Here is an 11,384-nt window from a genome sequence, read left to right on the forward strand (position 1 = left end):
CCCTGACTGCCCATAACTGATAAAAGACATCGCTTCGACGATGTCTTTTTTTGTTGTAAAAATCTCCAAATAAAAACCACTCTTTTCAGAGTGGTTTTTTAGTTTATTTGAAAAATAGTTTTTGAATGTCTTTAAATTGTTTTGTCTTAGATAACTTCAATAGTAATAAGTATGCAATGATTGAACCTGAAATTGCCCCACCAAAGAATTTAGGGGTGAACACAAACCAGAATAATTGGTTGTGAGTTCCTGTGTACCAAACCATGACAGGGTATGATGCAAGTGAACCTAATACTCCAGTCCCAAAAATTTCACCAATCACTGCCATCCAATTTTTACGATATGTAAGATAGCATAATCCCGCTAGGAAAGCACCAAAGACCGCTCCAGTGAACGCCAATGGTGGAATTCCTAATAACATCATTCTTAAACATGCACAAACAATGGCCATGACTAACGCATACCATGGTCCCATTAAGACTGCAGCAGTCACATTTAGCACACTCGACATTGGTGCCATCCCTTCAATTCTAAAAATCGGTGATAACACAAAATCGAGTGCAATCATAACCGCCAATATGGTCAGTTTTTTAACATTTGCCTTTGAATCCATTAAATCTCCTCCTATAAATAAAAAAACATTAATGGAGTCGATTTGTCGGCAAAGAATTAAAAATGTCCCTATCTGAATAGATAGGGACATTCCAAGTTCGTTATCTTCCCTAGCGCCAGTATTATCTGGATCAGGTTCTTGGGTATAATCTCAGCCGGTTAAAGCACCCCATTAATGTTTGTATATTTAAATCATAGTGGACTTTGATTAGTAAGTCAAAAAAACTTTATATGTAGCCTATATTTATTGCTATATCAATATCCTTACTATCTAAAAATTTTATTTAGTAATGAGTTTCTTCATATTTATTAATCCTAAATCGACAATATTTACGAAATTAGAAAAAAAATATATAATTTTCTGTAATTTATTTTGAGAGGAAGATTTCGTGAATCAGTTACTAATTTTAGCCATTTTATTACTTACAGCTATATGTTTTAGACAATTATTCTTAAAAATAAAGCTCCCTACTGTATTAGGTTATATGTTTTCCGGAATATTTTTAGGACCATCCCTATTAAATGTCATTCATGGTAGCCACTTAATTTCATCAATGGCTGAACTAGGCGTTATCGTCTTAATGTTCATCGCAGGATTAGAATGTGATTTGAAAATGCTTAAAAAGTATTTCAAACCTAGCATCACAATTGCATTTTTAGGGATCGTCTTCCCTGTTATCGGTATGTACTGGATGGGGCAAACGTTGGCATTATCAAAAATCGAAAGTTTATTTATTGGTATTATTTTTGCTGCAACATCCGTTTCTATTTCCGTCGCAGTCCTAAAAGAACTTCATAGACTAAAAACTAAAGCTGGTACAACCATTCTTGGAGCTGCTGTCGCCGATGATATTTTATCCATTCTATTATTAAGTATTGTTATAGCTTCCACCGGAATCGGTGATAGTAATCATCAAATTAATCTATATTACTTAATTAGTTACCAAATTGGATTCTTTTTATTAGTATGGTTATTAACATTTATCGCACAGAAATTATCATTCAACGGATTAGAAAAAATAAAACCAAAACTACCTATATTAGCTTTGGTATTTGCTCTGTTATTATCTGGAGTTGCTGAATTGGTACAAGTTAGTGCCATCACCGGGGCATTTTTTGCAGGGATTATCATTAGTCAGACTAAATACAAAGAAAGTCTTACGAATCAAATTGATCAATTTGGCCAATTGTTTTTAATTCCATTGTTCTTTATCAATGTCGGATTAAGCGTTAAGTTGGACGGTATTTTCGATAATATTGGATTATTCATTTTGATGTTAATCATTGCTGTCTTAACCAAATTCATCGGTGCATATAGCGGTGCCCGTCTTTTCAAATTCAGTCGTAATAACGCATCACAAATCGGAATTGGTATGATAAGTCGCGGAGAAGTAGGCTTAATCATTGCCGAAATCGGTTTAAAAAATCAGCTAATTTCCACTGAATATTATTCCACTATCATCGCCGTCATCATCATAACTACAATTATTACACCCATATTGTTGCGCGTGATTATTAAATCGAAATAAAAAAAGCAGCTAATTCAGCTGCTTTTTTATTTCGGATACGTCATCTTAATATGATCAATCCCTGCTTCGATAAATGGTTCACTGGCGACGGTGAAACCACCCTTTTGATAGTATCCAACGGCATGGGATTGGGCATCAATTTCAATTTCAGCATCAGCAAATTCATTTTTAACAATGGCTAAAATGTGTTGAAGTAATTCTTTGCCTTTCCCAGTTCCACGAACAGCTGCAGCAGTTAATACACGGCCAAAGGTAACATGGTCGCCATCTTTGAAAATTCTAGCATATGCAGTAATCACACCATTGTTAATTTCAAATAAATGAAGAGCGTGCTTATCATTCTCGTCTGGATCAGCGTAGACAATCTGTTGTTCTTCGACAAAGACTGCTGAACGCACTCGATAAATTTCGTATAGTTCTTCTAATGTTAAATCTTGAAACACTTTAGTTACCCACATATTAATTTCCTCCTAATCCAATAACTTAGCTAAATCCATCACTGCATGATAGAATGCATCCGCTTCTTGTTGACTTAAATTAGCTAGCATTAAGTTAATCTGGTCATCTGATGACTGATCAAGTTGGTCAACAACGGATTGACCAGTCGATGTTAACACTAGTATTTTCGCTCTTTTATCGGTTGATGAAACTTGCTTAGTTAAATATTTTAACCCGGATAATTTTTGAATTACCCGACTAACGTAACTTTTATCGAGTTCCAAATTTTTCGCAATTATGATTAAAGTTGGTGTCTCAATCTCACTGACTTCCATTAAAATCCGCGCTTCAGCCCAACTAATCTCACTATTAAAAACGTTCTTCTTTAATAAGCCTAATTTCTGCGTATATAATCTATTAAAACGGCGAATCGCCTTAATTTGCGACTGGTGCAATCTGATCACCTCTTTTTTCATTATAGCAAAAAGGTTGCTTTTGTCCACTAAATTCATTTAAAACAAAAACACCGCAAATGCGGTGCTTTTTTACTATAGAATTAACGCGAAAATTAATAAGTTCCAAATCATGTGCATGATAATCGGTACAATCATCCCATTTGATTTTTGACGAGATAGACCGATGAAGATACTTACGACCGCATGAGAAATAAAAATGTATGGGTTTACGAAGGAATGAGCTAGACCGAAGAAAATTGATGACACAATAATCGCAACGGTGACATTGGAAATGTTTCTCACGTAAGTGAAAATCAATCCTCTAAAGTATAATTCTTCCGCGATTGGTGCTAGTACCCCGCTAATAATGATAAAGAAATATTGTAATTTTGGATCACCAAATCCGGTAATGTTAACCAAGTCTTTGTATAGTCCTTGGTGTGGAATTCCACTAGCTAGCATCGTTAATAGAACTAAACAAATCATGATAGCTGCATATAAAATAACTTTGTAAGACCAGTGGTTATCGGTAAATAATTGGAATAATTTTTTTCTCAATAATATCCAATAGATGATGGCAGTAACCGCAATCACAAATAAAGTGGCTAAGATAACCTCTACTACTAATAGTGAAAATGCCGCGTTACTATTTGAATCAACTGGGTAAGATACCAGTCCAACAAATGGTGATAAAACTAATAAAATTGCTAATAAAATAATTCTTCCAATGACTTTAATTACTTTCATATAAATAGTCCCCTGCTTATTAATACTTTAATGGTAATTTAGATCAACATTTTTGCAATATGATGCCAGGATTCTTATAAAATTTTTAAAATCCGAACGATATTAGCCCTAAATCGAACCATTTCGAGATTTTTTAACGGGATTAATCGTGTTTTATCGACATTTTTGCCTCTTTCGGCTTAAAAATTAGATAATAGTTCGTATTTTATGTAGACAACCATATTTTTTATGTTAAAATAATACATGTAATAACCAAAACACGAACTATAGGGAGAGATTATGATGAAAAGTTTCAAGAAAATGGTTGCTTTTAGCTCCGTTTTACTTAGCGTTTTCGTTTTAGCTGCTTGTGGGAACCAAAAATCTGCAAAGAACTACACCCCCAAGGAACTAAATGTTCAATTTGTACCATCTTCAAATGCTACTACCATGGAAGCCAAGGCTAAGCCATTGGAAAAACTACTAAAGAAACAACTTGGGATTCCAGTTCACGTTAGTGTTTCAACTGATTACAACACTATCGTCGAAGCAATGGGATCAAAGAAAGTTGACGTTGGTTTTCTTCCACCTGATGCTTACACACTATCTCACAAAGAATACAACACTAAAGTGCTATTACAAGCTTTAAGATTTAACTACATTGAACCAAATGATGTTTTTGGTACTCATTTACAAAATCATTACTATGCACAAATCTTAGTTAGAAAGAACAGCGGTATCAAGTCACTAAAAGACTTAAAGGGTAAAAAGATTGCTGTTCAAGATACCACTTCTGCCGCTGGTTGGGTTTACCCAGTCGTTGCACTAAAGGAACACGGTATCAACATTAACAAAGACGGTATCCAAACCGTTCAAGTTAAGGGTCACGATCAAGCCGTATTATCTGTTTACAACAAAGACACTGATGCTGCTTTCGTCTTCCAAGGTGCTAGAAACCTAGTTAAAAAGGATGCCCCAGACATTATGAGTAAAGTGGTTCCTATTTACACCACTGCTGGTATTCCAAATGACACCATCACTGTTAGAGGTGACATGTCAGCTAAGTGGCAAAAGAAGATTTCTGCCGCATTCAAAGCAATTGTTAAGACTAAACAAGGTCATGAAATCATGTCTACTGTTTACGCTCACCAAGGCTACAAAGACTCGAAAGATAGTGACTTCAACCAATTACGTAAATACGAAAAAATTGCTGAAAGTCTAAACAAATAATTAAAGAGATAAATAGCCTGTTAGAAAGAAATTTCTGCAGGCTATTGTTTTGAAAAGGAGAAACGCACCCCTATGGAATCAATCATTTCTTTTAAAGACGTTAAAAAGGTCTACCCTAACGGAAACGTGGGTCTAAAGAACATTAACTTAGATATTAAAAAAGGAGAATTCGTTGCCATCGTCGGTTTATCAGGAGCCGGAAAAAGCACCCTATTGAGAACCATTAACAAAATGCACGATATCACATCTGGTGACATTTTGGTAAATGGTGAATCAATCGTACATTATCGCGACAAATCATTACGTAAACTTCGTAGAAACATTGGTATGATTTTCCAAAGCTTTAATCTAGTCAAACAATCAACCGTGCAAAGAAACGTTTTAAACGGACGTGTTGGTTACTACCCTACTTGGAAGAGTGTTTTAGGACTATTTAGTAAAGAAGATAAACAAAAAGCGGTCGAAGCATTACGTAGCGTTAACATGATCGAAAAGCTATATGCTAAGGTAGATGACCTATCTGGTGGTCAACAACAACGTGTTGCGATTGCCCGTACACTAATGCAAGACCCTAACATTATCTTAGCCGATGAACCCATCGCATCCCTTGACCCGGTTACTTCTATTGCAGTTATGGATGACTTAAAACGACTAAACGAAGAATTAGGTATGACTGTTGTCGTTAACTTGCACTCAGTTCGTATCGCTAGAACTTACGCTAGTCGTATCATCGGTATCCGTGCCGGTGAAGTCGTTTATGACGAACCAATCGAAAACGTTAAAAAGGAAGACTTTGCGGAAATTTACGCAAACAAAGCGAAGTGATAACTATGAATACAGATATCCCAAAACAACCATTCTCCAAAAAATATCATTTAGTTAGTATTTTTTGGATAACTTTAATCATCATCTTATTATTCCTTTCCACTATCATTACCGGGGTAGATTGGACGGAATTATTCACCAACTTAAATCAATTCGCTGATTTAATTGTCAAAATGTCCAACCCTGATTGGTCATACTTCAACATCATCACTGGTCCACTATTAGAAACCATCCAAATGGCGATTTTAGGTACCACGATTGGAACCATTTTTGCGATTCCATTTTCAGTATTAGCTGCTAGAAACACAGTGAAGAACCCCTACATTCGCGGGGTGGTTAGATTTTTCTTGAACTTCATCAGAACCATCCCTGATCTTTTATTAGCAGCCTTATTCGTTGCGATTGTTGGAATTGGTCCTACTTCAGGTGTGTACACCTTAGCCATCTTTTCCTTCGGAATGGTATCTAAACTATTCTATGAATCAATCGAATCCATTGATGAAAGACCAATTGAAGCACTTCGCTCAACTGGCGCTACTAAGATGCAAATTATCGGCGCTGCCGTGTTACCCCAAGTGTTTAAAAACTTCGTCGGTTACTTCTTATACGCATTTGAAATTAACGTTCGAGCTTCTACTGTCCTAGGTTACCTAGGTGCTGGTGGGATTGGGGTTTACCTTCAAAGATCACTTTCATCATTTATGTATAATCAAACTTCAGTGATTATCATTACCATTTTCATCGCAGTAATCATAATCGATGGAATCAGTAACGCATTCCAAGAAAGGTTAAGATAATATGGCACAACAAGAAATTAAAAAAGGTTGGCTTTCTAGATACTCATTTATTTTCTGGATTGTCGTTATCGGATTTATCTATTATTGGTCAATCACTAGTTTATCTTTTAGTGGACTACAAGAATCTGCTGGGACCGTTTCAAAATCAATCATAAACGGGATTTTACATCCCCAATGGAACTATTTTTACGATGGTAGTGGTGAAGATTTGTTCACCCAAATTTTAGAAACCTTAGCAATCGCATTCTTAGGAATCTTTATTTCATCCATTCTTAGTTTGCCATTCGCCTTTTGGTCTGCGCGAACTGATCGTAAACACAAGTTCCATTGGCGTTCAACTTCTGGAAAATTGGTCTTAGTATTCATCCGTGCCTTTCCAGAAATCGTATTGGCCATCATGTTTATTAAAGCCGTTGGTCCTGGTTCTTTCGCCGGGGTATTGGCACTTGGTATCCACTCAATTGGTCAATTAGGAAAATTATTTAGCGAATCAATTGAAACAATGGATACTGGAGCCAACGAAGCTTTACAATCAGCCGGTGGTAACAAATTCGATGTCTTATTTTTAGCAACCATCCCTAACATTATTCCATCATTAATCTCATACACCCTTTACCAATTTGAAATAGCGGTTCGTTCAGCTTCAATTCTAGGTATGGTAGGTGCCGGTGGAATTGGGACACCATTACTTTTTGCCATCCAAACCAGAGATTGGTCAAAAGTCGGCATTATTTTATTAGGAATTATCGTAATGGTAACTTTAATCGATTTGATTTCAGGAACCCTTAGAAAGAAGCTTTCATAATGAAAATCAGAATATTATCAACTAGTGATGTTCACGGCTATTTATTGCCGACTGATTTTAAAAATAGTACTCAAGAAACTGGATTTGGCTATTTAAAAGCCGCCAGTGTGATTGATAACGTCCGCAACAACGCTGACAATGATGAAATCGTGATTTATATTGAAAATGGTGATTTTATCCAAGGATCTCCATTAACCGATTTCATTTATCGTACCCATCAAGATAAACATTTAAATGCTTTATTTAGCAACTTAGCTAACTCATTACATCCCGATGCTGCTGTTTTAGGTAATCACGAGTTTAACTATGGAATCGACTATATTGCTGATTCTTGGAAAACGCGAGATTTTCCAATATTAGCCGCCAATATTTCTGGCGACGACGTTCATAAAATCTCCGACGGTCCTTATACGATTATCGACCGCAAAGGGGTTAAGATTGCGATATTAGGTTTAACCACCCAATTCGTGCCGAATTGGGAGGATCGCGACAATCTCGGCGATCTGCAATTTACATCGGCATTAGCGGTGGCGAAACATTACGTCCCACTACTAAAAAAAGAAGCCGACGTAGTGATTGTGGCTTACCACGGTGGTTTTAATAGCGACTTAAAAACTGGTGAACTGATTGAAAATGCTAATGGTGAAAATGAAGGCTATCAAATCTTACAAGAAGCACCTGAAATTGATGCATTAGTTACTGGTCATCAACACAGAGAAATTGCTGCCAAGGTCAATTATATCCCAACTACTCAACCCGGTTATCGTGGTAAAGATGTCGGTGAAATTACGCTTAATCTGAACCAATATAACCATGTCGATAGTTCATCAGCTCGTTTAATTACCAGCGGCAATTTCCCTATCGACGATCGCCTAAAAAACATGGTCGAAACGACGCAACAATCAGTTGAAAGTTGGTTAGACCAACCGGTCGCAACAATTCAAGGCGATTGTTTAATTCATAATCCGATGAACGCCAGATTATTTGGTAATGGATTTTTAGATTTAATTAACCGCATTCAAATGGATTACACTGGAGTAGATATTACTGCTACCACATTGTTTAACGATGATATTCCAGGATTTAATAATTCTGTTTCAGTCAGAGATGTGCTTAACAGCTATATCTTTCCGAATACTTTAGCGATTGAAGAAGTATCGGGTAGCGATTTAAAAGCGGCGTTAGAACGATGTGCGAGTTTCTTTGCGCTTGAAGATAACAAGGTCACTGTCGCAAAAGAATTTCGCGAACCAAAAATACAATATTTTAACTATGATTATTATTCTGGTATTGACTATACATTTGACTTAACTAAACCAGTTGGTCAACGTGTCGTTGAACTACAATATCAAGACAAAGCGGTTTCCAGCACACAAAAGTTAAAAATCTGTTTGAACCAATACAGATCCGTCGGCGCTGGTGATTACGATATGTATTCTAGACAAAAAATAATCAATTTATTCGAAGATGATATGCCTAAAATCATCATCGATTACCTACATTCACACCAAGATATTTATGTAACCCAACCAAATAACTTAAAGATAATAAAATAGCCATCATCTTTAGATGCCGGCTTTTTTATTCCCAATAATAATATTAATTTTTAAATGATTATTGATAACACAACAACCATTAACTTAACTCATCAATGAATGTTAAATATATCTATTTTTACACAATCGTCAAAACATTCACTCTAATTAATTCACGACTTTCCTTTAAAATAATTTCCCTAGAATAAGTTTTATCATCTGAAATATATAATTCAATTAACTTAATCAACGCTGTGGAGATTACCGCAGCAATAATATCCGCTCTTTTAACATTTACCAATGGATTAATCTTTAATAACGTTTTTAAATTTATTTTTTCGAAAAAACGACCAGCCGAATTCATAAATCCGTCAACATTTTTAAATAAGAACTCAACAATTTCATCATTATCATCTAAGACATCTAAAATTAGATTGACCAATTTACCGTCCAATAATTGTTTGCGTAACTCTTCTTCAGGTTGGTCAATGAAAAGACGATGCTGCTCTTCAATCAGTTGAAACAAGTCCTTCTGTTGTTCTTCGATGATCGCGTATTTATCATCATAATATTGATAAAAGGTGCCACGACTAATTTTAGCAGCATTAACAATCTCCGTTACCCTCACCGTTTGCAGTCCTTTTTGTTGAACTAGTTGCATAAAAGCGGTCATAATTTTATTTTTGGTTATCTGTCTTTTTCGCTCATACATAGTAATCCCTCTCAAAATTAAACACATGTATTATTTTGTATATTGAATACCCATCATTATAACCTATCATGAAATTAGAAACACTTTAGGAGGTTATATTATGCAAAATACAACACAATTATTCCAAAACGGAACTGGCGCAATCGTGGTTCCCGGATTATTCGATGGAACCTTAACCATCAAAGAATTAATGGAAAACGGTAATACCGGTATCGGAAGCGGTGATGGTCTAGACGGTGAACTAATCATCATTGATAACAAACCTTATAAAATTGATGGTGACGGAATCGTTTCAATCGTAAACGACGATTTTACCGTTCCATTTGGTAACGCCCATTTTGCCGATTATGAAGATGTATCAGTTACCCCTAATCTTAACAGTAAAGATATGTCTGATGTTATTTTTAAACACAAACCATTCGAAAATACACAATTCTCAATTAAATTGCATGGTCAATTTAGCCATGTAACTGTTAGATCCGTTTATAAGCAAACTAAACCATACCCTAACTTAATTCAAACCGCTGAAAACGAACATGTCTTCGAAGGAGATAACGTTACTGGAACAATCATTGGATACTATAATCCATCACCTTTTAGTCAAATCGCCGTTAAAGGTTTTCACATGCATTTTATTGCCGATGATTTATCAATTGGTGGTCATCTAAGTAAATTTAGCGGTTTTAATGGTCATTTCGGCATTCAATTATTTAATGATTTTAAATTAAGACTTCCGGTTCAAAACAATGATTTTTTGAATCATAATTTTTCCAAAGATGATATCGAAGGATCCATCAATAAAACTGAAAGATAGGAAAAAGCATCTCTATTAAGAGGTGCTTTTTGTTTTGTCTTGTGAAACTATTGTGAAAAACAGAAGAAATCCGTTATAAATTAACTAATTTCGTTTCATGTGAAACATTATTGATAATTTTAATTGACTATCACCCTATTTGGTTTATACTTAATGTTATATTTTATAACATATAAATATTTAGGAGATGTTTTGCATGCGTTTAGAAGAAGATTGCGTTGGTAAACTAGAAGTGGAAGATGATGCTTTGTACGGCATTCATTCCCTTAGAGCCGCAACGAATTTCCCCATCACCAAAGAGAAAGTTGACCCACTTTTGATCGAAAGTTATATTCAACTTAAAAAAGCATCTGTCACCGCTAATTACGATGCAAATGCAATTGATGTAATAAAATATAACATTATTGTAGGGGCTTGTGATTACTTACTTGAACACCATCATTTAGAGAGTTTTATCACTCCTGCCATCCAAGGTGGAGCTGGAACTTCCACTAATATGAACGTGAATGAGGTTATCGCCAACGTCGCTATGAGATTACATCCAGAAATTAAGATTCATCCTAACGACGACGTCAACCAAGCACAATCTACTAATGACACTTACCCCACCGCGGGTAAAATGGCCATGTTAAAACGTTTACCAAAGCTAACCGGTGAAATTAACCGCCTAATCGAAACCTTAGATGGCTTAGCTAAACAATTTAAATTCACCATTAAACTAGGTCGAACGCAACTCCAAGATGCCGTTCCTACTACATTCGGTAAATCTTTCCATGCATATGCTTCACTCTTCCGTCGTGATTTAAAACGAATTAATAAAGCTAGCGAAGAACTAAAAAGCATCAGCATGGGTGGAACTGCGATTGGAACCGGTACTAATACGACTAAATATTATCGTGAACATAT

The 11,384-nt window shown here is 35.6% G+C and carries 13 protein-coding genes; 8 read left to right on the top strand and 5 right to left on the bottom strand.

Going from position 1 to position 11,384, the window contains the following annotated elements; translation table 11 throughout:
• Window positions 1-103: 103 nt before the first annotated feature.
• Entirely contained in the window at window positions 104-613 is a 510-nt protein-coding gene (thiW, locus tag M3005_RS02320; RefSeq protein ID WP_293793324.1) for an energy coupling factor transporter S component ThiW, read from the bottom strand.
• 388 nt (window positions 614-1,001) lie between these two features.
• Between thiW and M3005_RS02325 the strand changes: the two genes are divergently transcribed.
• The gene (locus tag M3005_RS02325; protein ID WP_293793325.1) at window positions 1,002-2,141 is read left to right on the top strand and encodes a cation:proton antiporter; all 1,140 of its coding nucleotides are present in this window, start codon (window positions 1,002-1,004) and stop codon (window positions 2,139-2,141) included.
• A 26-nt stretch (window positions 2,142-2,167) separates the two neighbouring features.
• Here the strand turns inward: M3005_RS02325 and M3005_RS02330 are convergent, their stop codons facing one another.
• The 3 genes from M3005_RS02330 to M3005_RS02340 all read right to left on the bottom strand — a co-directional run bounded on the left by M3005_RS02330 (window position 2,168) and on the right by M3005_RS02340 (window position 3,781).
• Window positions 2,168-2,599 (bottom strand): GNAT family N-acetyltransferase, encoded by a 432-nt coding sequence (locus tag M3005_RS02330; protein WP_293793327.1) that lies wholly within the window; start codon window positions 2,597-2,599, stop codon window positions 2,168-2,170.
• 12 nt (window positions 2,600-2,611) lie between these two features.
• Entirely contained in the window at window positions 2,612-3,034 is a 423-nt protein-coding gene (locus tag M3005_RS02335) for a MarR family winged helix-turn-helix transcriptional regulator (RefSeq protein WP_293793328.1), read from the bottom strand.
• Window positions 3,035-3,127: 93 nt separating this feature from the next.
• Window positions 3,128-3,781 (bottom strand): CPBP family intramembrane glutamic endopeptidase, encoded by a 654-nt coding sequence (locus M3005_RS02340; protein ID WP_293793329.1) that lies wholly within the window; start codon window positions 3,779-3,781, stop codon window positions 3,128-3,130.
• A gap of 282 nt (window positions 3,782-4,063) precedes the next feature.
• Here M3005_RS02340 and M3005_RS02345 point away from each other — a divergent pair, with 282 nt between their 5' ends.
• The 5 genes from M3005_RS02345 to M3005_RS02365 all read left to right on the top strand — a co-directional run bounded on the left by M3005_RS02345 (window position 4,064) and on the right by M3005_RS02365 (window position 8,973).
• Window positions 4,064-4,990: a phosphate/phosphite/phosphonate ABC transporter substrate-binding protein gene (locus M3005_RS02345; protein ID WP_293793475.1), complete on the top strand. Its 927-nt coding sequence runs from the start codon at window positions 4,064-4,066 to the stop codon at window positions 4,988-4,990.
• 72 nt (window positions 4,991-5,062) lie between these two features.
• Window positions 5,063-5,815, top strand: a complete 753-nt coding sequence (gene phnC / locus M3005_RS02350) for a phosphonate ABC transporter ATP-binding protein (protein WP_293793331.1) — start codon at window positions 5,063-5,065, stop codon at window positions 5,813-5,815.
• A 5-nt stretch (window positions 5,816-5,820) separates the two neighbouring features.
• Window positions 5,821-6,612 carry a phosphonate ABC transporter, permease protein PhnE gene (gene phnE, locus M3005_RS02355; protein WP_293793333.1) on the top strand — a complete coding sequence of 264 codons (792 nt, stop codon included), beginning with the start codon at window positions 5,821-5,823 and terminating at the stop codon, window positions 6,610-6,612.
• Between the two features lies 1 nt (window position 6,613).
• On the top strand, window positions 6,614-7,417 hold the full coding sequence (gene phnE, locus M3005_RS02360; protein WP_293793334.1) for a phosphonate ABC transporter, permease protein PhnE: 804 nt from the start codon (window positions 6,614-6,616) through the stop codon (window positions 7,415-7,417).
• The gene (locus tag M3005_RS02365) at window positions 7,417-8,973 is read left to right on the top strand and encodes a bifunctional metallophosphatase/5'-nucleotidase (RefSeq protein WP_293793335.1); all 1,557 of its coding nucleotides are present in this window, start codon (window positions 7,417-7,419) and stop codon (window positions 8,971-8,973) included. The genes phnE (M3005_RS02360) and M3005_RS02365 overlap by 1 nt, the downstream gene beginning before the upstream one ends.
• A gap of 118 nt (window positions 8,974-9,091) precedes the next feature.
• Here M3005_RS02365 and M3005_RS02370 read toward each other — a convergent pair whose 3' ends face one another.
• A complete protein-coding gene (locus tag M3005_RS02370) occupies window positions 9,092-9,664 on the bottom strand; it encodes a TetR/AcrR family transcriptional regulator (RefSeq protein ID WP_293793336.1) in 573 nt (190 codons plus the stop codon).
• Window positions 9,665-9,764: 100 nt separating this feature from the next.
• Between M3005_RS02370 and budA the strand changes: the two genes are divergently transcribed.
• Entirely contained in the window at window positions 9,765-10,478 is a 714-nt protein-coding gene (gene budA / locus M3005_RS02375) for an acetolactate decarboxylase (protein WP_293793337.1), read from the top strand.
• A gap of 196 nt (window positions 10,479-10,674) precedes the next feature.
• Window positions 10,675-11,384: lyase family protein (locus M3005_RS02380; protein WP_293793340.1), on the top strand; the 710-nt coding region annotated here is incomplete at its 3' end.

This window comes from Apilactobacillus sp., from assembly GCF_025290035.1.
Classification (GTDB): domain Bacteria; phylum Bacillota; class Bacilli; order Lactobacillales; family Lactobacillaceae; genus Apilactobacillus.

Excerpts from the sequence above, each read along its gene's own strand:
- M3005_RS02345 (WP_293793475.1), top strand. The coding sequence starts at position 4,064 with ATGAAAAGTTTCAAGAAAATGGTTGCTTTTAGCTCCGTTTTACTTAGC.
- phnE (WP_293793333.1), top strand. The coding sequence starts at position 5,821 with ATGAATACAGATATCCCAAAACAACCATTCTCCAAAAAATATCATTTA.
- budA (WP_293793337.1), top strand. The coding sequence starts at position 9,765 with ATGCAAAATACAACACAATTATTCCAAAACGGAACTGGCGCAATCGTG.
- M3005_RS02340 (WP_293793329.1), bottom strand. The coding sequence starts at position 3,781 with ATGAAAGTAATTAAAGTCATTGGAAGAATTATTTTATTAGCAATTTTA.
- M3005_RS02330 (WP_293793327.1), bottom strand. The coding sequence starts at position 2,599 with ATGTGGGTAACTAAAGTGTTTCAAGATTTAACATTAGAAGAACTATAC.
- M3005_RS02365 (WP_293793335.1), top strand. The coding sequence starts at position 7,417 with ATGAAAATCAGAATATTATCAACTAGTGATGTTCACGGCTATTTATTG.
- phnE (WP_293793334.1), top strand. The coding sequence starts at position 6,614 with ATGGCACAACAAGAAATTAAAAAAGGTTGGCTTTCTAGATACTCATTT.
- phnC (WP_293793331.1), top strand. The coding sequence starts at position 5,063 with ATGGAATCAATCATTTCTTTTAAAGACGTTAAAAAGGTCTACCCTAAC.
- thiW (WP_293793324.1), bottom strand. The coding sequence starts at position 613 with ATGGATTCAAAGGCAAATGTTAAAAAACTGACCATATTGGCGGTTATG.
- M3005_RS02370 (WP_293793336.1), bottom strand. The coding sequence starts at position 9,664 with ATGTATGAGCGAAAAAGACAGATAACCAAAAATAAAATTATGACCGCT.